The sequence below is a fragment of the Fictibacillus enclensis genome (assembly GCF_001457035.1).
Taxonomy (GTDB): domain Bacteria; phylum Bacillota; class Bacilli; order Bacillales; family Fictibacillaceae; genus Fictibacillus_C; species Fictibacillus_C enclensis.
Genome location: NZ_KQ758617.1, coordinates 1,077,185 through 1,097,940, shown reverse-complemented (window position 1 = coordinate 1,097,940; position 20,756 = coordinate 1,077,185). Strand labels below are relative to the sequence as shown.

General features: G+C 46.1%; 21 protein-coding genes and 1 riboswitch. Of the genes, 1 reads left to right on the top strand and 20 read right to left on the bottom strand.

Annotation, left to right across the window (positions count from 1 at the left end; all coding sequences use genetic code 11):
* Positions 1 to 41: 41 nt before the first annotated feature.
* The 5 genes from recG to AS030_RS05775 form a co-directional block, all read right to left on the bottom strand.
* Entirely contained in the window at positions 42 to 2,084 is a 2,043-nt protein-coding gene (gene recG / locus AS030_RS05795; protein ID WP_061969365.1) for an ATP-dependent DNA helicase RecG, read from the bottom strand.
* A complete protein-coding gene (sdaAA, locus tag AS030_RS05790; RefSeq protein ID WP_061969363.1) occupies positions 2,081 to 2,968 on the bottom strand; it encodes an L-serine ammonia-lyase, iron-sulfur-dependent, subunit alpha in 888 nt (295 codons plus the stop codon). The genes recG and sdaAA overlap by 4 nt, the downstream gene beginning before the upstream one ends.
* A gap of 21 nt (positions 2,969 to 2,989) precedes the next feature.
* Entirely contained in the window at positions 2,990 to 3,652 is a 663-nt protein-coding gene (sdaAB, locus tag AS030_RS05785; protein WP_061969361.1) for an L-serine ammonia-lyase, iron-sulfur-dependent subunit beta, read from the bottom strand.
* An 89-nt stretch (positions 3,653 to 3,741) separates the two neighbouring features.
* On the bottom strand, positions 3,742 to 5,424 hold the full coding sequence (locus AS030_RS05780) for a DAK2 domain-containing protein (protein WP_061969359.1): 1,683 nt from the start codon (positions 5,422 to 5,424) through the stop codon (positions 3,742 to 3,744).
* Positions 5,425 to 5,439: 15 nt separating this feature from the next.
* Positions 5,440 to 5,802 carry an Asp23/Gls24 family envelope stress response protein gene (locus AS030_RS05775; RefSeq protein ID WP_061969356.1) on the bottom strand — a complete coding sequence of 121 codons (363 nt, stop codon included), beginning with the start codon at positions 5,800 to 5,802 and terminating at the stop codon, positions 5,440 to 5,442.
* Positions 5,803 to 6,035: 233 nt separating this feature from the next.
* On the opposite strand from AS030_RS05775, the gene rpmB reads away from it, so the two are divergent.
* Complete coding sequence (gene rpmB / locus AS030_RS05770) at positions 6,036 to 6,224, top strand: 50S ribosomal protein L28 (protein ID WP_061969354.1); 189 nt, start codon at positions 6,036 to 6,038, stop codon at positions 6,222 to 6,224.
* 131 nt (positions 6,225 to 6,355) lie between these two features.
* Here rpmB and spoVM read toward each other — a convergent pair whose 3' ends face one another.
* The 15 genes from spoVM to gmk form a co-directional block, all read right to left on the bottom strand.
* Complete coding sequence (gene spoVM / locus AS030_RS05765) at positions 6,356 to 6,436, bottom strand: stage V sporulation protein SpoVM (protein ID WP_061969353.1); 81 nt, start codon at positions 6,434 to 6,436, stop codon at positions 6,356 to 6,358.
* A 98-nt stretch (positions 6,437 to 6,534) separates the two neighbouring features.
* Positions 6,535 to 7,176 (bottom strand): thiamine diphosphokinase, encoded by a 642-nt coding sequence (locus AS030_RS05760; RefSeq protein WP_061969351.1) that lies wholly within the window; start codon positions 7,174 to 7,176, stop codon positions 6,535 to 6,537.
* A complete protein-coding gene (thiT, locus tag AS030_RS05755; protein WP_061969349.1) occupies positions 7,173 to 7,745 on the bottom strand; it encodes an energy-coupled thiamine transporter ThiT in 573 nt (190 codons plus the stop codon). Before thiT ends, AS030_RS05760 begins: the two co-directional genes overlap by 4 nt.
* A 74-nt stretch (positions 7,746 to 7,819) precedes the next feature.
* Positions 7,820 to 7,927, bottom strand: a riboswitch (TPP riboswitch).
* A 25-nt stretch (positions 7,928 to 7,952) separates the two neighbouring features.
* On the bottom strand, positions 7,953 to 8,600 hold the full coding sequence (rpe, locus tag AS030_RS05750) for a ribulose-phosphate 3-epimerase (RefSeq protein WP_061969346.1): 648 nt from the start codon (positions 8,598 to 8,600) through the stop codon (positions 7,953 to 7,955).
* A 1-nt stretch (position 8,601) separates the two neighbouring features.
* A complete protein-coding gene (gene rsgA, locus AS030_RS05745) occupies positions 8,602 to 9,495 on the bottom strand; it encodes a ribosome small subunit-dependent GTPase A (RefSeq protein WP_061969344.1) in 894 nt (297 codons plus the stop codon).
* Entirely contained in the window at positions 9,488 to 11,524 is a 2,037-nt protein-coding gene (gene pknB / locus AS030_RS05740) for a Stk1 family PASTA domain-containing Ser/Thr kinase (RefSeq protein ID WP_061969342.1), read from the bottom strand. The genes rsgA and pknB overlap by 8 nt, the downstream gene beginning before the upstream one ends.
* A gap of 1 nt (position 11,525) precedes the next feature.
* Positions 11,526 to 12,290 carry a Stp1/IreP family PP2C-type Ser/Thr phosphatase gene (locus AS030_RS05735; protein WP_061969340.1) on the bottom strand — a complete coding sequence of 255 codons (765 nt, stop codon included), beginning with the start codon at positions 12,288 to 12,290 and terminating at the stop codon, positions 11,526 to 11,528.
* A 6-nt stretch (positions 12,291 to 12,296) separates the two neighbouring features.
* Positions 12,297 to 13,382 (bottom strand): dual-specificity RNA methyltransferase RlmN, encoded by a 1,086-nt coding sequence (rlmN, locus tag AS030_RS05730; protein ID WP_061969338.1) that lies wholly within the window; start codon positions 13,380 to 13,382, stop codon positions 12,297 to 12,299.
* Positions 13,376 to 14,749, bottom strand: a complete 1,374-nt coding sequence (gene rsmB / locus AS030_RS05725; protein WP_061969336.1) for a 16S rRNA (cytosine(967)-C(5))-methyltransferase RsmB — start codon at positions 14,747 to 14,749, stop codon at positions 13,376 to 13,378. The genes rlmN and rsmB overlap by 7 nt, the downstream gene beginning before the upstream one ends.
* Positions 14,746 to 15,681 (bottom strand): methionyl-tRNA formyltransferase, encoded by a 936-nt coding sequence (gene fmt, locus AS030_RS05720; protein ID WP_061969334.1) that lies wholly within the window; start codon positions 15,679 to 15,681, stop codon positions 14,746 to 14,748. The genes rsmB and fmt overlap by 4 nt, the downstream gene beginning before the upstream one ends.
* A gap of 9 nt (positions 15,682 to 15,690) precedes the next feature.
* Positions 15,691 to 16,164: a peptide deformylase gene (gene def / locus AS030_RS05715; RefSeq protein ID WP_061969332.1), complete on the bottom strand. Its 474-nt coding sequence runs from the start codon at positions 16,162 to 16,164 to the stop codon at positions 15,691 to 15,693.
* A 24-nt stretch (positions 16,165 to 16,188) separates the two neighbouring features.
* Positions 16,189 to 18,606 carry a primosomal protein N' gene (priA, locus tag AS030_RS05710; protein WP_061969330.1) on the bottom strand — a complete coding sequence of 806 codons (2,418 nt, stop codon included), beginning with the start codon at positions 18,604 to 18,606 and terminating at the stop codon, positions 16,189 to 16,191.
* A complete protein-coding gene (gene coaBC, locus AS030_RS05705; RefSeq protein WP_061969328.1) occupies positions 18,603 to 19,817 on the bottom strand; it encodes a bifunctional phosphopantothenoylcysteine decarboxylase/phosphopantothenate--cysteine ligase CoaBC in 1,215 nt (404 codons plus the stop codon). The genes priA and coaBC overlap by 4 nt, the downstream gene beginning before the upstream one ends.
* Before the next feature lie 109 nt (positions 19,818 to 19,926).
* Entirely contained in the window at positions 19,927 to 20,130 is a 204-nt protein-coding gene (rpoZ, locus tag AS030_RS05700; RefSeq protein ID WP_061969326.1) for a DNA-directed RNA polymerase subunit omega, read from the bottom strand.
* Between the two features lie 2 nt (positions 20,131 to 20,132).
* Positions 20,133 to 20,747 (bottom strand): guanylate kinase, encoded by a 615-nt coding sequence (gene gmk, locus AS030_RS05695; protein WP_061969324.1) that lies wholly within the window; start codon positions 20,745 to 20,747, stop codon positions 20,133 to 20,135.
* Positions 20,748 to 20,756: the final 9 nt, after the last annotated feature.

The following is a 20,756-nucleotide window of genomic DNA, read 5'->3' as shown; positions in this document are numbered from 1 at the left end:
GGATAAAAGGGAAACCGCTAGCTTCCTTGCGCAAAAGCGGGTCAGTCCAGGCGTTCGGAAGAAAAGGCTCCGGTCTGTTTCAGATAATCCCTTAGCGGTGCATAGGTTTCCTCTGTATAGAAAGCATTGGAGTTTACGAGCTTGGAAGCATCGTTTCTCGCCACTTCAAGCACCCGGTAATCATGAACGATATCGGCAATTTTGAAATCAGGAAGCCCGCTTTGTTTGTTTCCGAAAAAATCGCCTGGTCCCCGAAGTTCAAGGTCCTTTTCTGATAAAACAAAGCCATCGGATGTTTCCGTCATGATTCTCATTCGTTCTTTTCCTTCTTCCGATTTCGGGTCAGCAATCAGTATGCAGTAGGATTGGTCGCTCCCACGCCCTACCCTGCCCCTGAGCTGATGAAGCTGCGAGAGGCCAAAACGCTCCGCGTCATAGATGACCATAATGGTCGCATTGGGTACATTAACCCCTACTTCCACCACTGTTGTGGATACGAGCACATGGCAGCGATTCTCCGCAAATTCCCTCATCACTTCTTCTTTTTCCGATGAGTGAAGCCTTCCGTGCATTAAGCCGACGTTATATTGTTGAAAATACTGCTGCAGCTGGGCATGTACATCGATGGCATTTTGAACATCCAGTTTGTCCGATTCCTCGATTAAAGGGCAAATGACATAAGCCTGTCTCCCCTCATCGAGCTCTTTTTGTACAAACCCAAGCACACGGTCCAGCATGTGGTGTTTTGCCCAATACGTTTCAATAGCTTTTCTGCCGGCAGGCATTTCATCAATGACCGATACATCCATATCTCCGAACACGGAAATGGCCAATGTTCTGGGAATCGGGGTAGCCGTCATGAACAGGACATCGGGGCTTTGTCCCTTTTCCCGCAGCACCCGGCGCTGTTTGACTCCAAACCGGTGCTGTTCATCAGTAATTACCAATCCCAGCTTCAAAAATTCCACTTCATCCTGTATCAATGCATGAGTGCCGATTAACACATCAACCTCTCCTGAAGCAAGTCTTGAGAGGATATCCGCTCTTCTTTTGCCTTTTACCGAGCTGGTCAGCATTTCAACGGTCAGATCATGGGGGCCAAGCAACTCACCGAGGGATTGAAAATGTTGTTCGGCCAGTATCTCGGTCGGCACCATCAGTGCTCCCTGTGTGCCCGATGCTATAGCTGCATACAGTGCGATTGCTGCCACAACTGTTTTCCCGGAGCCCACATCTCCTTGCAACAGCCGGTTCATTCTATAGGGAGAGGACATGTCGTTCAGTATTTCCTGGGTTACCCTGCCTTGAGCTCCTGTCAGCGGAAAGGGTAAAGAGGAGATAAACTTCTGCACATCTTCCTCCTTGAAATGCAAAGTTTCTCCGGCAGATTGTTCCCTGTTAATCTTTCGGAACATTTGCATCTTCAGCTGAAAAAGCAGAAATTCCTCATACACCATCCGTCTTCTTGCCTGCTTTAGATGTTCAAAAGTTTGCGGAAAATGGAGGCTATACAGTGCTTTGCTCCGCGCCCACAATTTGTAGGCTTCCCGTGTGGATGCCGGCAGCACTTCTTCCACTTGATCGCCATATTGGCTGAATCCCATTTTAATGAGCCTTCTAACCTGTTTGACGCTCATTTCTCCTTTTACCGGATACACCGGATCAATGCTTTCGTCCTGAGGCTGTATACCAAACTTGATGTCATTCACCGTCAACGTCATTTTATGAGCATCCCATTTTCCCGTAAGTGTTACCGTCTGGCCCGGTGTCAGCTGTTTTTTTAAATATGGCTGATTAAAAAAGACCGCTGTGATCAAATAACGGCCGATCAGCACACGGATACTCAGTTTTGATTTTTTCCTTGGAAAATAACGGAGAGAAGGTTCACTGTGAACCTTCCCTTCAATGGTTGCTCTTTCTTCATGTTTAACGTCCGCCAGATCCTTAAGCTGGTGATTATCATAACGGAACGGCAAGTATTCAAGCAGGTCCATAACTGAGACGATGCCAAGCTCCTGCAAAACCTCACGCTTGCTCTCCCCGATTCCGCTGACTTCTGTTACGTTCAGCTGATTCAGATTCATTTTTTGTTAAGGGCTATACCAAAAATCTTAGCTTCAAGCTCCCGGGCTGTTGGTGTAGCCGCCAGCCCTCCTTGTGCCGTTTCTTTTAAGGCCGTGGGCATGGTTTGTCCAATTTTATACATGGCATCAATCACTTCGTCGCAGGGAATTCTGCTTTTTATTCCGGCGAGTGCCATATCCGCTGCAACAATCGCATTGCTTGCACCCATTGCGTTACGCTTCACACAAGGAACTTCCACAAGTCCGGCCACGGGATCGCAAACAAGACCAAGCATGTTCTTTAAGGCAATGGCCATGGCTTCAGCCGACTGGGAAGGCGTGCCCCCTGCCAGTTCAACAACCGCGGCAGCGGCCATACCTGTGGCAGAACCTACTTCCGCCTGACAGCCCCCGGCTGCTCCTGAAATGGAGGCATTGTTGGCTACTACAAAACCAAAGGCTCCTGATGCAAACAAAAAGGCAACCATCTGTTCTCTTGTAGGATTTAATTTTTCCTTTAAGGCAAAAAGTACTCCTGGCACGACACCTGCCGAGCCTGCAGTTGGAGTGGCGCAGATGGTTCCCATCGCCGCATTCACTTCATTGGTGGCAATGGCTTTACTTACAGCATCGAGCATAAATTCACCGGACAGGCTTTTACCGCTTTTCATATAGTTTTGAAGGAGAAGAGCATCTCCCCCTGTCAAACCGGAGTGTGATTTAACATCCTGGGTGATACCCCGCTCTACTGCTTCCTCCATCACTTTAAGATTACGGTCCATCTGACTGATGATTTCATCTTTTGTCCGTCCCGTAATTTCCATTTCCTGTTCTATCATAATATCCGAGATTTTGCAGTTTTTCGCTTCGGCAAGTTCCACTAACTCGGCTACATTTCGAAACATACGATGTTCTTCCTTTCAAGGTTACTCGTTTATTTTTACTACTTGCTGAACAATGGGAAGAGCTTCGATCTCTTCAACAAGTACTTGATGCACGTTCTGGTCCACTTCAATAATCATTAGCGCTTCCTGCCCCTTTTCCTTTCGCGAGACACGCATATGTCCAATATTGATCTGATGCTTGGCCAGAACATTTGCAACACCTGCAATGGCGCCATAACGGTCATTATGGACAATAAGAAGGGCGGGGTGTTCACCGCTCAGCTGCAGATCGAATCCATTCAGTTCTGTTATTTCTATTTTTCCACCGCCGATCGAAATTCCAACCAGCTCAATTTGACCATGCTCATCTCCGAGAACAATCCTGGCTGTATTCGGGTGATCGGTAATCGCATCTTCTTCCGTCATTTTGATCTCAATGTTCTGCTCCTTCGCCAATGAAAGCGCATCCACAATCCGAGTGTCAAAAGTATCAAAATCCAGGATGCCTCCCACGATCGCAACATCGGTTCCATGACCCCGGTATGTTTTGGCGAATGATCCATAAAAAGAAATATGCGCATAGTCCGGTTTCCGTCCGAACAAGTCGCGGGCTACTCTTCCGATTCGTGCGGCACCCGCTGTATGAGAGCTTGAAGGTCCTATCATTACAGGACCAATAATATCAAAAACACTTTTGTACTTCATCTTTGTCCCTCCGAAAAAGAATATTACACATAAAAATATTCCCTTCATTACTGTATCATATCTGAACAATAATGAAGAGAACATCTTTCTTACTCAACCGAGATAATATACGGATAAATAGGCTGATTTCCGAGATGAACTTCCACTTCAACAGAGGGGTATGTTTCTTCAATGTACTGTACCAGTGATTTTGTTTCTTCCTCAGTTGCATCTTCTCCGGTGATCAACGTAAGAATCTCTGAATCCTCATCAACCATTTCTTTGATGAGCTGATGAAGAGCTTCTGTTTGATCAGGCATGGAAGCCACGATTTTTCCGTTCATAATTCCCATAAAATCACCTTTTTTGATCTCTATTCCGTCAATGGATGTGTCCCTGACAGCATGGGTCAATTGTCCGGATGTTACATGGTTCAGTGCCTCTGTCATCCTGCCCTGGTTTTCCTCCAGATTTACTGCCGGGTTGAAAGCAAGCAAGGCGGCCATTCCCTGAGGAACGTTTTTCGAGCGGACAATGGCAACATCCTGGTCGGCGACCGTGGCTGCCTGTTCGGCGGCCATGACAATATTGCCGTTATTCGGAAGAACGATGACCTTCTCTGCGTTCACTTCCTCAATGGCTTTCACGATGTCTTCCGTACTCGGGTTCATGGTCTGTCCGCCTTCAATGACATAACCTGCTCCAAGCGAAGTAAAGAGCTCTTTAATTCCGCTTCCCATGGCAACCGTTACGATTCCATATTCCTTTTTCTCGCTTTTGGCTGCCGGGCTGGCGGCCGGTTCGTGCATGGCCCGGTCGGATTCCAGGATGGCTGAATGCTGTTCTCTCATGTTTTCAATTTTTATGTTAATCAGGCTTCCGAAGCGCTGTGCCAGTGACAGCATGTCTCCAGGCTGTTCGGTATGAATATGAACCTTCACGAGCTCCTCATCAGCAACAACAAGCAATGAGTCGCCGTGCCGATTCAGCTCGTTTCGAAATTCCTCTTCACTGAATGGTGCTTTTTTTATTTTATCATCTTCGAATCTCACCATAAATTCGGTGCAGTATCCGTAATGAATATCTTCGGTCTTCATATGGAGCTGAGCTTTATGATGCTCGGCATTGACCATATCCTTCATGGAAGGTGCCTGCGGGGAAATTTCAGACAGTTCCTTTCCTTCAAGGGCAGAAAGAAATCCTTCATACACCGTCAGAAGCCCCTGTCCGCCGGAGTCCACCACCCCTACTTCCTTCAGTACAGGAAGCAAATCAGGTGTGCGATCAAGAGAAACTTTGGCTTCTTCAACAATCTCATACATGACGAGAAGAAGATCATCATTTTTCATTGCTGACTTTACGGCTCGCCTGGCCGCGTCTTTCGCCACTGTCAAAATGGTTCCTTCGATCGGTTTCATCACAGCTTTGTATGCTGTTTCCACTCCGTTCTCAAATGCTTTTGCAAAGTCAACCGAAGTAATCGTTGCCTTCCCTTCGATTGATTTTGAAAAACCACGGAAAAGCTGGGATAGTATTACCCCAGAGTTGCCTCTTGCTCCCATCAGCAGGCCGCGTGAAAAGACTTGAGCAACCTTTCCGATATCGGCGCTGGTATTTTGCTGAACTTCTTTTGCCCCGGAAGTGATGGTAAGGTTCATATTGGTCCCTGTATCTCCATCTGGAACAGGAAAGACATTAAGTGCATCAATCATTGCTGCATTTTTTGATAAGTTTGCGGCACCGAGTGCAACCATGGCCGCAAACTTTTTACCGTCTAAAACTGTTAAAGACACAAACTTTCCTCCTAACTAAGGGGTTGTAACCCTGACACCTTGAACAAAGATGTTAACCGAATCCACAGACAGACCCAGCATTTGATCAAGTGTATACTTCACTTTGGTTTGAACATTATGGGCTACTTCTGAAATCTTCGTTCCGTAGCTTACGATAATGTACATATCAATATGTACTTCTTCTTCTTCCTGTCGAACCACAATTCCCCGAGAGAAGTTGTCACGCCCTAAAAGCTCGGTAATGCCATCCTTCAGCTGCTTTCTTGACGCCATGCCAATAATTCCGTAACAGTCAATTGCGGCTCCTCCAGCAATGGTTGCGATGACTTCCGTAGAAATGTCAATCTGGCCGTATTTGTTCTTCATTTCAATGGACACGATGAATCCCCCTTTTTATGAATCAATTATGGCTAACCCTCATTTTACTATATAACTATGTTTTTTAAAAGGACATCTCCATTTGACAACAGCATCAAAGTTATGTCAAGCATTTTTACTTGAAATGCATAAATTCATTTGTTGCTTTTCTTTAGTGGTCATGCTACTATAGGTTAGTATTTAACATACGACTGATATGATACAGTTTTACTGTTATAAAGGAGGTACACAATATGTCACGCAAATGCTACGTTACTGGAAAAGGCCCTAAAACAGGAAACAAGCGTTCACACGCCTTGAACAAAACCAAAAAGAGCTGGGGAGTTAACGTTCAAAAAGTCCGCATTTTGGTTGACGGCAAGCCGAAACGTGTATATGTTTCTGCACGTGCCCTTAAATCCGGAAAAATCGAACGTGTGTAAATGCTCATAAAACAACGGGTTCCCCGTTGTTTTTTATTTTGCAAAAAAAAAGGAAAGGCACCCTCTTTAACAGGGTGCCTTTCCTTTTTTAATAGATGTTGTACATAAAATAAGGTGCCGGTCGTCCTCTTTTATCCTTTTCTAAACGAACCTAAAACCGCACGTACAAATCCTCCTAAAAACCTAGGCAGTTTAATGGTGTAAAATTTCATCATACCCCTCCTCCAGGCCCTTAAAAAATAAGACATTCCTTGTAAATATATTCATCATATAAAAAATAGTACCATGCGGCCTGCCGTTAAAGATTAATTTAATCATGGCTCTTTATGAACATTAATATGCCGCCAGAGAAGGAATAAGTACCATTTTTATTTACAAGCTCATTGGATATGCAAAGGGTGGAACCCATTGGCAAATATTGCTGTTTCAATGGGTATTTAAATCCGGAAAGCGAGAGGCCATTCACCGGCCCGTTAAAGGGAAGAAAGGAATGATAGGGGTACTCCGGTTCATTCACGGCCTCATATGTCCCGGGTGCTTTCAGGCTGATTGAATTTTGACTGTCGCGGATCTCGATCGGCACACTCTGTTCAAGGCCCAAAAGCAGAAGCTGGATATTGGCCAGTTCATGATCGAGCCTGCCGCCAGTCGCACCAAGCAATATGATTCCTTCCGGCTGTTCGTCAACCGCCCATTCGAGGGCCAGTTCCAGGTCGGTTTTGTCCTTTTCGCTGTCATATTCAAATACCGGGAGTTCATAAGAGGACATCCATTCCCTTTCCCTGCTGTCCAGTGAGTCAAAATCACCAAAGGCATAATGAGGCTTGATGCCTTTTTTCAGCAGATGGTACACCCCACGATCAACTCCTACCCAGACGGAGTCATTTACAGGAAAACAAGAAAAGTCCGGATGCTTCTCTTCCGGACCTCCTGCTACAATGATGATATTCATGCTGCCTGTGTTACTCCGCGGCCCGTGTGATGAAGAAGGCGAGGCGCGGTTTTCGTTAAGAAAAGGAACGCCACAATGGTGATAAGAGCAACCGGAATCATGTAGGAAACATTATAGATTACTGAATACACAAAAGGATTCATTCCTTTCGGAGCGTATGCTGCAAAGAAAATGACACCTGAAACCACGTGAGAAGCAAGACGGAGCACGCTTCCAAACAAGATTCCAGCCACAATGGCTGACATTCTTCTTTTTGGCGAAGATACGGCATTGACTCTGAAAACTCCTGCAAAACCAGCAAGCAAAAAGGCCAGCGGATAATCAAGAATCAAGGAAGCCGGATGAATGCCCGCTGTTCCGTCAATCAGCATTTTGACCATTCCTACGATCAGGCCTGTGGCGACCCCCCCGGATACTCCTCTGCGGAACGCCATTAGAAAAATCGGCAGCATTTCCAGAGAAACCGATCCCCCATAGGCCCAAATCCCTTTAAATTGTACAAAGCTTAAAATGATGGCCAGTGCGGACATCATTGCGATTTCGGTTAAAAACCCAATCCGTTTTGTCATATTGTTCTCCCCCTAACATAGTTAAGAAAAGAAAAAAGCAACCGGCATGTGAATGACGGTTGCTTTTTAATGAAACAACAGCGACTCCACATTCCTACGCAAGCATGATCTTGCTTCAGGTTCTAAGGGTCGGGAACTTACTCCCCTCTCAGCCCCTTTATGGGACTCCCCCTGTGGTTACTTCTCTCAGTTCTTTATACCCATCTATTATACACCACGAATGGCCTGAATTGCACCTTTTATGTCCTTTTTCCCATAAATGGCCGATCCCGCAACAAGGACAGTCGCTCCCGCTTTTTCACAAAGGCGTGCGGTCTCTGCATTTACGCCCCCGTCAACCTCGATCTCGACATCAAGACCCTTTTCGTCGATCAGGGTTCTGAGTTCCTTGATTTTTGATAAAGATTCTTGGATAAAAGACTGTCCTCCAAAGCCCGGATTGACCGACATGATTAAAACAAGGTCCAATTCAGGAAGAACATGCTTAATCGTATCGATCGGAGTGGCAGGGTTCAGTACAACCCCCGCTTTTTTTCCATGCTCTTTAATCAGCTGGATGGTCCGGTGCAGATGCGGGCACGCTTCTACATGAACCGTAATGATGTCGGCTCCTGCCTCTGCAAAATTAGGAATATATTGATCCGGATTTTCAATCATCAAATGGACATCAAATGTCAGATCTGTCAACGGGCGAATCGCGTTTACCACAAGCGGGCCCATCGTAATGTTTGGTACGAAATGACCGTCCATCACATCTATATGGATGTAATCGGCCCCGCTCTCATCAGCTGCCCTGACTTCTTCGCCCAGCTTCGAAAAGTCAGCGGACAGTATGGATGGCGCAACTTTTATCATGTTAGTACCTCCGTTTTTGTTCCTTGATTTCCTGTAAAAATTCCAAGTAATGGTCATAGCGGAAGCGGGGAATCTCCCCTTCTTCCACGGCTTCTTTTACCGCACATTTCGGCTCCGAGCTGTGTGTGCAGCCCCGAAACTTGCAATCCGATACTCTTTCTTTCATCTCCGGAAAATTATAAGAGAGCTCTTCGGTTTCAATTTCAACAAAATCCAGCGAACTGAATCCCGGTGTATCGGCAATCAGTCCTTCACCATATGGAAGGAGTTCTACATGCCTGGTCGTATGCTTTCCCCTGCCCAAATGGTCGGATATATCATTGGTCTCCAGCATAAGCTCGGGCATCAGTGCATTCAATAGAGACGACTTTCCAACTCCCGACTGTCCGGCAAACACACTGGTTTTGCCTTTAAAAATGGGTTTGATGGCTTCCATTCCAGCGAGCGACATGGCAGAGGTTGGAAGGACATCATATCCCAGCTTGCGGTAGGCTGTGATATAATTTTCAATTTCCTGCTGGTACTCGTTACTCTCGATCAAATCCATCTTTGTAATGCATATAACCGGCTGTATGCCATTATCCTCGATGTGGACAAGAAAACGGTCGAGCAACGCTGTAGAAAATTCCGGCCGCACCGCAGAAAACACTAAAATAGCCTGATCGACATTCGAGATGGGCGGCCGGTTCAATTCATTCTTTCTCTCTTTCACATCGAGTATATAGCCATCCGTAGGGTTGGTAGATTCAAACACAACCCAGTCCCCCACCACAGGAGTAATTTTTTTCTTTCTGAAATTCCCCCGTCCTCTGCATTGAAAGACCTCGTCATTGAAAAGCACATAATAAAAACCAGCGACTGATTTTATAATTCTTCCTTCAGTCTTATTATTCATTATTCTCTCCTTTGAAATTTCCTTCCTTTGCATCTTTATAGTTAAACGTTTTGGCTGCTTGCTCTTTTCCGTTTAAATATACCGTATAGGACGCATCCTTTTCTGGTGAAACCGTGAGCGGCACCATATATTCTTTCGTTTTCGAAATTTGTTCTTCCACAAATACAGCATTATCCTTTTTGGCATCACTGTAAACAATTCTTACCTGAAATTGTTGGTTCTCATCTTCTTTGGACACTTCCACGGTAATTTTGTTGTTAAACGTGATTTCCTGGTCCTGTGGTTCTTCGCCCGAATCTGGCTTTTCCGGTTTATCTTCCGGCTTTTCTGGCTTCTCTTCAGGCGGTTTAGGTTCAGGCTTCTTCCCCTTGGAAATGACGACATTTACTGTTGATCCCTTTTTTACAGTGGTATACGGAGAAGGCTTTTGTGAAATGACTTTTCCTTCCTCGACCGAATCCGAATATTCTTCTGAGAAATCAACATTTAGTCCTTCCTGGGAGATGTAATTTTGCACATCTTCTTTGGATGAATTCGCCAAATTTTCAAGCTGAACGGTTGGCGGCCCTGTGCTTACCCGAAGGATGACCTGAATTTCACTCGGATTGACCTTTTCGCCTTTTTCGGGACTCTGGGATACTACTTCCCCTTCTGGTGTTTCTTCTGACTCTACTGGTATCGTTTCAATATTTTTCGTATTATATCCTTTTTCATTCAGCAAATCTCTTGCTTCTTCTTCCTTCATGCCAGTCAAATCTTCCATGTCTACCTTTTTAAAGCCTTTAGAGACATAGAGTGTGACCGAGCTCCCCTCTTTTACCATGGACTGGGCTTCAGGGTCCTGTTTGATGATTTTGCCTTGTTCAACTTCATCGTCATACAGGTCTTTGCGCTCCACTTTAAGTTTCAGGTTAACAAGCTTGTCATAGCCGTCGGCGTAGTCTTTATGAACTACATTGGGGACTGACACGTCTTTAACTTTAAACATCCCTGGCATGACAAAAGCGGCAACCCCCGCAACAGCAAGCAAAAGTATAAGAATGAGCAGAATCATTCGCCACTTTCTCTTCTTTTTCTTTGGGGCCGGAGGATAATCCGGTTTAGGCTCAGGTTCTTTTGCCTCCGCCTCTTTTGTCATGGAGACCGGAGCCATAATCCTTGTCGCATCGGCAGATTCATCAAAATCACTCCACCGGTCCTCATTCAGCCGGTGAGGTGACAACGCCGTGTCAAGGTCATCCATCATCTCAAGGGCACTGTCATACCGGTAGACCGGGTTTTTGGTCAGGGCTTTAAGGATAATGTTTTCCACGCTTTGCGGAATTTCCGGATTAATTTTCCTCGGTTCCGGAACATCTTCCTGCAAATGTTTTAATGCGACAGATACAGGCGACTCTCCAGTAAACGGGACTCGGCCGGTCAGCATTTCAAATAGTACGACTCCCAGTGAATAAATATCCGATTTTGCGTTGGCTACGCCTCCGCGGGCCTGTTCGGGTGAAAAATAGTGAACCGAGCCCAAAACCGAATTGGTGTGTGTGATGGTCGCCGATGTGATGGCAAGTGCGATGCCAAAATCGGTAACCTTGGCCACTCCGTTTTCATCAATGAGAATATTATGTGGTTTAATGTCTCTGTGAATGATTCCATGTTCATGGGCAGCTACCATACCCGAAGCGATCTGCTTGATAATCTGGATGGACTCCTCTACAGACAGCCGCCCTTTTTCACGTATATATTGCTTTAACGTTTTCCCCTTTACGTACTCCATCACAATGAAATAGACATTGTTTTCTTCACCCACATCAAAGATGCTCACAATATGGGGGTGATCCAGGCTGGTTGCAGCTTCTGCCTCTCTTTTAAACCGCTTGATAAACTCCTCGTCGTCCGAAAATTCCGATCGAAGGATTTTCACGGCCACATCACGGTCCAAAATAAGATCTTTGGCCCGGTAAACAATGGCCATTCCGCCATCTCCTATGACTTCGAGCAGTTTATAGCGGCCGCTGATTCGTTTGCCAATCATGCTAATTTACTCCCTTTTGCTGTTCATCGGGAGGGTAACGGACAAGCCCAATCGTAATATTGTCTTCTCCTCCGGCTTCATTTGCCAGGTTTACGAGGCGGTCCACTTTTTGATCCAGCGAGAGGCTGTCATCACTTACAATGGATTCCATCATATCCCGGGATACTTTATTCGATAATCCGTCCGAACATAGAAGCACGAGGTCGCCTTCGCCCCATGAAATGGTCTGGATATCCACCTCAATGACATCGTCGGTTCCCAATGCCCGGAGGATGACGTTTTTTCTGGGATGGTTTTCTGCTTCCGTTTCGGACAATTGTCCTGAACGGACGAGTTCATTGACAAGCGTATGGTCCTCCGTTTTTTGAATAAGCTTGTTTTCGGAAAAATAATAAACACGGCTGTCGCCTATATGTAATATCGTTAAATAAGAAGGGGTGCACAGCGTTCCGACAAGAGTCGTACCCATTCCATTGCAATCGGCATTGCTGTTGGCATACTGAAAAAGCTCTAAATTCGTATTGGTTACCGTCTTTAAAAGCCATTCTTCTGCTTTTACCGGGGTTTCAATTTCATCTTCTGTGATCGAATTCCACGCCTTTTCAAAAAGCTGAATCGTTTTGGAACTTGCCACATCTCCGGCCTTATGGCCACCCATCCCATCGGCAATAAGGGCAAGAAAGTGTTCACCTTTTGTGAACACTCCCCCGCTGTCTTCATTATGCTGACGAACTTTACCTGTATCTGTCTTAAATGCGTACTGCAAAATACGTCACCTCGTCTCTTCCTGACGCTCCTTTGCCCGTAACTGCCCGCAAGCTGCGTCAATATCATGCCCCTGCTCTCTTCGAAGAGTCGCATTGACACCACGTTTTTTTAAGGTTTCCAAAAACTTAAAGATCTGGTTCTTTGGCGTGCGGACATAATCACGCTCCGGTACATAATTCACTGGAATCAAGTTTACATGGCATTTTACACTTTTAATGAGGTCTGCCAGTTCCTCGGCATGTTCTACCTGGTCATTCACGCCGCCGAATAATCCATATTCAAATGAAACCCTGCGTCCGGTTTTTTTAATGTAATAACGGATGGAATCCATGAGCTCATTCATCGGATACATCCGGTTCACAGGCATGAGTTTGCTTCTGATTTCCGTATTTGGAGCATGCAGTGACACGGCAAAATTGATCTGCATGCCTTCATCGGCAAATTTATAAATATAAGGCACGATTCCACTGGTTGAAACCGTAATATGACGGGCTCCGATATTGAGGCCCTTATCATGGTTGACGACTTTCAAAAATTTAATAAGGCCGTCATAGTTATCAAAAGGTTCGCCGATTCCCATGATGACAATCGAGCTTACCCGCTCCTCTGTGCCATCAAGGGCACGCTGCACCTGAAGCACCTGAGAGACAATTTCTCCAGCCAGCAGGTTCCGTTTTAACCCGCCGAGCGTTGACGCACAGAACGTACATCCCAGACGACAGCCTACCTGTGTGGTCACACAGACGCTGTTGCCATAATCATGGCGCATCAAAACAGTTTCGATGGAATAGCCATCCTGCAGCTCAAACAAAAATTTGATTGTGCCATCGGAGGATTCCTGGCGGGCCACTTCTTTCATCGGATGAATATGATAGGTTTCTTCCAATTTCTCACGAAGCCCTTTTGGCAGGTTTGTCATTTCTTCAAAGCTTGTTACTCGTTTCTCATAAAGCCAATTGTAAATCTGTGCTGCCCGGAATTTCGGTTCTTTAATTTCAGATAGCCAGTTTTCCAGATCACTTAACTCAAGTGAAAAGATGGAAGGCATAATCGCCGGGTTCTGCTGTTTTTCACTTAACGGTTTTAACATTGGGTTTCACCACCAGTTGTAGTCTTTTTCTTAAAGCAAGCAAGGTAAAAACCATCACTGTTAAAATATTGAGGAAGGATCTGTACTTGGGCTTGTGCAGGCATCACAAATGGTTTTAATGCTTCAGGCAGCCTCTCACTGAACTGGCTGTCCCATTCAAAATCGGGATGCTTATCCAGGAACGCTTCGGCAATCTCATGATTTTCCTCTTTATCGACGGTACATGTACTGTAAAGCAAGGTCCCGCCTGGTTTTAACAGTTTTGCTACTTTAGCTAAAATTTGCTGCTGTATCTCAGCAATTCGATGTATATCTTCTTCTTTTTTGGACCATTTAATGTCCGGTTTTTTCCGGATGACACCAAATCCGCTGCACGGTGCATCTACGAGTATTCTGTCAAACGAACAGGAAGCAAATTTTTCTCCTGCTTTACGGCTGTCCAGCGCCTCTGTTGCTATGTTGCCCAAATGAAGGCGCCTCGCCTGCTCGTCGATCAGTTTTACCTTGTGCGGATGGAGGTCAAGCGCCGTCACCGCGCCCGTATTGTTTAACAGTTCGGCGATATGCGTTGTTTTTCCTCCAGGAGCCGCACAGGCATCCAGTATTTTTTCGCCTGGCAACGGACCAAGGGCCCGTGCCACAAGCATTGAGCTTTCGTCTTGTATTGTAACATATCCTTCCTTAAATAAAGAAGAATGTGAAAGGCCGCCTTTATTTATCCGGACGGCATCAGGAGAAAGTTCCCCCTTGCTTCCCGCAATGCCTTCCTTTTCAAGGGACTTAAGCACCTGGTCACGGTTCGTCTTCATCACATTGACTCTTCCTGTAACAGGAGATGGCTTTGTATTGGCCATACACATTTTCTCTGTTTCATGAAGTCCGTATTGTTCAATCCACCGGTGAACAAGCCACTGGGGCATGCTGTATTGAAGGGACAGCCGTTCCTCATCGTTTTCAATGACTGAGATATCTCTTGTTCCCTCCCGCTGTATTTTTCTCAATACACCGTTAACCATGCCAGAGATCCCTTTATGGCCCCGCGCTTTTGCGATTTCCACGGCTTCATTGATAATGGCATGATCCGGAATCCGGTCAAGATACACCATCTGATACAGGGACATGCGGAGAAGAACAAGCACCCATTTGTCCAGTTTTTGAAGGCCTTTTGCCACAAAAGGCGCCAATAGATAATCCAGCGTGTTTTTCCGTTGAACGGTTCCGTATACCAGTTCGGTTAAAAGGCCTGTATCCTGCTGACTCAGTTTTGCTTTCTGGATCGACTGGTTGAGCAGAAGATTGCTGTAAGCCTGGTTCTGTTCAATCTTTAACAGCACATCCACTGCTGTATTCCTCACATTTTGTTTCAAGCGTCTTCACCCAGCCTTATCCCGGGCTTAAGCTTCGCACCCTGTAAAAACTGGGTGGCAGCCATGCGTTTTTTTCCGGCAGGCTGTAGGTCAGTAATGAGTATCCCTGTGGAATCCCCGGTGTTGACAACGAACCCTTCTTTGTTCGTTTCAAGAACTGTACCGGGTTCAGCTTCTGCACCTGTTCTTACTTTTTTTCCCCACCATACTTTCAACGGTTGTCCGTTTAGTTTCGTAAAGGCGACCGGCCAGGGATGCATGCCCCTGATCTGGTTGTAAATGGCTTCACCACTTTTGGACCAGTCAATCTCTTCCTGCTCTCTTGAAATATTATAAGCATACGTTACTTTTGATTCGTCCTGCTTGATGGGTGTCAGTCTGCCCTCAATCAAATCAGGCAAGGTTTTGGAAAGCAGCTCGGCACCGGCAATGCTTAATTTTCGGAACATGCTATCCACATGGTCCTCTTCTTCGATCGGAACCTTGACCTGTGTCAGGATATCTCCTGCGTCAAGCTTATCGACCATGTACATAATGGTAACACCGGTTTCTGTTTTTCCATCAATGATACTTTGGTGAATCGGTGCTCCACCTCGGTATTCAGGCAAAAGCGAAGCATGGACATTAACACAGCCGTATTGAGGTGCCTGCAAAATTTCAGAAGGAAGAATTTGTCCATAAGCAGCCGTAACAATCAAGTCCGGCTTATACTCTAGTACTTCTTCATATTCAGCTCTCAGTTTTTTCGGCTGCAGCACGGGGATTCCGTGTTTCATGGCCTCTTCTTTTACCGGAGTCGGCTTAATTTCTTTTTTTCTGCCTTGAGGCTTGTCCGGCTGCGTTACCACTGCGGCAACCTCATAGCCATCTTCTACAAGTCTTCTTAAAACACCGACCGAAAAATCCGGGGTTCCCATAAAAACAATTTTCATTTGTAACTCCTACCTTTCAAACTCTCCAGGTTCGTAGTACGAACTGACCTTAGAGGTGAACAATATGCCGTTCAGGTGGTCAATTTCATGCTGCAAGGCGCGCGCAAGAAAGTCTTCCGCCACTATGGTAAATGTTCTTCCGTTTCTGTCCTGTGCCCGTACGGTTACTTTTTGGTATCGTTTCACATCACCGAAGATACCGGGAAAGCTAAGACAGCCTTCCGGTCCATCCTGTTCGCCTTCGCCATGCTCGATGATTGGGTTCACCAATTCTATCTTGCCGGTTTCATCACCTACATCTACAACAGCAACCCGCAGATCGATACCAATCTGTGGTGCGGCAAGCCCAACACCTTCTGCTTCATACATGGTGTCGAACATATCGTCGATCAGCTGGTGAAGTTCATGATGAAAAGATGTGACTGGTTCACAATTTTTTTCAAGAATTGCATCAGGGTAGCAGACAATCTCCCTAACTCCCATCTTCTTTCTCTCCTTCTGTACAACTTACATTATATTTTGAGCATTCATATCCACCGAGATCTGAAGGCCGTTGGCGTCCATTTCAGGCTGAAAATGCTGAAGTAATTCAGAGATCATTTCGCTCAATCCAGGTTCATTTTTGTATTTTATCATGACCTGGTAGCGATATCTATCTTTGATGCGGGCGATCGGCGATACGACCGGCCCAAGAATGATAGTTCCCCGTGAAACCCTCTGTGAAAGGTACGATGCTGATTTCTCACTTGCATCCACCACCTTCATCAATTCCGGATGCGAGAAGGACAGCAGCGTCAAATAATAATAAGGGGGATATTTATGGTCCCTTCTGATTTTCATCTCATCGTCATAAAATGCATGATAATCGTGCTGAGAGGCAAGATCGATGCTGTAATGACCGATCGTATAGCTCTGGACCACCACTTCTCCGGTTAACTCATGCCTGCCGGCTCTTCCGCTCACCTGGGTCAGAAGCTGAAAGGTTTTTTCGGACGCTCTGAAATCCGGAAGATGAAGCATCGTATCCGCGGCAAGAACACCGACAAGCGTAACTTTTGGAAAATCCAATCCCTTGGCGATCATTTGTGTGCCCAGCAAGATATCTGCCTTTCCCTGTCCGAATTCATTCAGCAACCTCTCATGGCTTCCTTTCCTACCTGTTGTGTCAACATCCATCCGGATCACCCTGGCCTCCGGGAGAAGTCTGGCAAGCTCTTCCTCCACCTTTTGTGTACCGGTACCGAAAAAGCGGATGTATGGGCTCTCGCACATCGGACAGCGCGAAGGCATCGGCTCCTGATGCCCGCAATAATGGCATTTCAGCAAATGCTGCCGCTTATGGTACGTTAGCGAGATATCGCAATGCGGACACTCACCAACATAGCCGCAGTCACGGCACAGAATAAATGATGAATAGCCTCTGCGGTTTAAAAAGAGTACCGCCTGCTCCTTCCGGCTGAGCACTTCCTTGAGCTTGGTGAACAAATCCCGTGAAAACATGGAGCGGTTACCGGCACGCAGCTCCTCTCTCATATCAACAACCGACACGGATGGGAGTTCGCGCTGATTGACCCTGTCGCTCAATTCACAAAGGGTGTAAACCCCTTTTTGTGCTCTGGCATACGATTCAAGCGAAGGAGTTGCACTTCCCAGTATGACAGGACACCGGTGGTATTCTCCCCGATGAACGGCTACCTCTCTGGCGTGATAGCGGGGATTTTCCTCCTGCTTATAACTGGATTCATGCTCCTCGTCTATTATGATCAAACCGAGGTTTTCAAAAGGGGCAAACACTGCGGAACGGGCTCCGACAACTACAGATACCTCTTTCCGTTGAATTTTCCGCCATTCATCATATTTTTCTCCCGCGGACAAGGCGCTATGCAGCACAGCAACGCGCGAGCCAAATCGTGCTTTAAACCGGTTAACCATCTGAGGTGTCAACGATATTTCAGGAACAAGGACAATCGCCTCCTGTCCTTTTTTTATCACCTTGTCGATGGATTGAAGATAAATTTCTGTTTTGCCGCTTCCTGTTACACCGTGAATCAAAATTGTTTCATGCCGTTGTTCCTCAAGCGCTGACAATACCGGCCGGATACATTGCTCCTGCTGCATGGTAAGCGGCAGTGGCTCTGTTGGCTTGATATCCCGGTTGGCATATGGATCACGGTAAATTTCTTTTTCGATTGTTTGTACATACCCTTTTTGTTCCAGCGACTGTATCGCCGAACGTGTGGTCTCCAGGATCTCAAGCAGATCCTTTTGCACAACCGGTTCCCCGGACTCCAGTAAAAACGAAAGGATTTCGCGTTGTTTTACCGCCTGTTTGGAAAGGGACGCCATGTGTTCCAGGATCTCTTCTTTCGTTCCTGAGGCATGCACAAGCTTGATTTTTTTCTTGGTAACCTTATCTGCCATCTGATAGATGACTTCCAGATGATTTTTTTGAACCAACCGCTGAAACAAGCCGAGCGGTGTGGGTGTGACCTTCAATAAATCCTCCATGGGTATGCGGTCACGATGCCTGAACCATTCCGCTGCCTCGACTGGCAAATCTTCCAAAGAAATGCCATCCACCATTTTGAATTCTTTATTATAGGTCGCTTTCAACGCAGCAGGGATCATCGCCTGATAGGCGGTAATCAAAAAGCACAACGTCTTTTGGGAAACCCACTGGCCGAGCTGTAAAAGCTCCTCTGTTAATACGGGTACAGGATCAAGCAGTTCATTGATTTTTTTCAGCTTTTTTACGGATGGCTCGTCAGCCAGTCCCATGACAAACCCCTGAAGCTTACGGGGGCCAAACGGAACAGAAACCCTCATTCCCGGTTTTACCGTATCCTCCAGCTCTTGGGGAACAAGGTAATCGAAGGTGCGGTTCACATTGCTGGCCGGCACATCCACGATCACTTTGGCTATCATAAAGCCATCAATTCCATCGCCTGAAGAAGCACTTCCTCGGCAACTTTTTCTTTCGACTGCAGCGGATATTCAATCGATGACCCATCCTTCTTATAAATAATGACTCGGTTGGTGTCCACACTAAACCCTGCGTCTTCCTGTGCCACGTTATTGGCGACAATCATATCGAGATTTTTACGCTTCAGCTTATCAAGTGCGTACTTCTCCAAATTGCCGGTTTCCGCAGCGAACCCTACAAGAATTTGCCGCTCCTTTTTCTGGCCGAGCACGGAAAGAATATCTGTTGTTTTTTCCATTTCCACCGACCAGTTTTCCTTGTTTTTCTTCATTTTTTCATCATATTTAATACGCGGGGTATAGTCGGCGACTGCTGCCGACTTAATGACAAGATCCTGCTCAGGATATTCCTTCATAACCGCCTGATACATATCCTCGGTGGATATGACTTCGATAACATGTACACCTGCCGGTTTTTCCAGAGCTGTCGGACCGCTGACCAGCGTTACGGACGCACCCATTCTGGCTGCCGCTTCTGCAATGGCATACCCCATCTTTCCCGAAGAATAATTGGTAAAATAACGCACAGGGTCGACCTGTTCCCTTGTCGGGCCTGCGGTTACCAGCACATTTCTCCCCTGAAGAGGCAAATCTGCAACGGGTTCCGCCCCCGAAAAATGTTCCTCTATACAGGCGATGATTTCTTCGGGTTCGGCAAGCCTTCCTTTCCCGACATACCCGCAGGCAAGCAAGCCCTCCCCCGGCTCCACAAATCGATAGCCAAAGTCTGCAAGCTTTTGCATGTTTTGCAATACAGCCGGATGCTGATACATATGCACATTCATGGCCGGGGCAATCATTATGGGTGCCTGTGCAGCCAATAATGTCGTTGTGATCATATCATCCGCAATGCCATTGGCCAGCTTGCCAATGAAGTTGGCCGTTGCAGGTGCCACCACAACAAGATCTGCCCAGTCAGCAAGGTCAATATGGGCAACTACATGTGGATCGCGTTCTTCAAACGTGTCGGTGTATACTACATTTCTGGACAAGGTCTGCAGGGTCAGCGGGGTAATAAATTTTTGAGCGGAATCTGACATAACCACTTTGACATGAAACCCTTTTTGAAACAGTTGGCTCGCAATTGTCGCTGCCTTATAAGCCGCAATTCCGCCTGTCACACAAAGGAGTACATTTTTTTGAGATGGAGTCAAGGTTTGTTCCTCCCGTCTTTGTTTACATAATATATTTATAATCAATCTATTTGTTATTCTGCAAAAACTGAAAAAAATAACAACCTATTCTCATAGGTTGTTATTGTTCTCATTCCGAGTCAGTCTTTTTGGACGTTAGATAACCAGCGTAAATTTCTTCAAGCGCTTTTCCAACATATTTATGGGAAACCGGCTTTTCAACAATTCCGTTATTGCTTCTTTGGATCTCTCTTGCCCGTTTCGAAGAAAGAGTGACCAGTGAGTATTTTGAATCGATTTTGTCCATGAGGGCATCAATTGAAGGATAAAGCATAGTTATTCATCTCCCAGTAATTTTTTATAGCGGTTCGTGACCCGGTCCACTTTACAGTGTTCTGACGTAATGATGGACCGGATCCTGCTGCAGGCACTGCTGATTTCATCATTGACTACCGAATAATCGTAGTGCTGCATCATTTCGATTTCTTCCCTTGCAACGGTCATCCGGTTGTTAATTAGGTCCTCGGTTTCTGTGCCCCTGCCCACAATGCGGCTTCGCAATTCTTCAAGGCTTGGCGGTGTCAGGAAGATAAATACACCCTCAGGGAACGTCTTTCTCACCTGCAGTGCCCCCTGGACTTCAATTTCCAAAATAACATCCCGGCCCTCATCAAGTGTCTGATTCACATACTCGATTGGTGTACCGTAAAAATTGCCAACATATTCTGCCCACTCAAGAAGCTCATTATTTTCAATCATGTGTTGAAATTCTTCTTTAGTTTTGAAAAAATAATCTACCCCGTGAACTTCTCCGGCGCGCGGAGTGCGGGTAGTCGCTGAAACCGAATATTGGATATCCAGTTTTTGCGCACGCAATGCTTTGCAAACAGTTCCCTTGCCGACACCGGAAGGTCCTGAGAGCACAAACAAAATGCCCCGTTCTGTATCCATACTTACCTC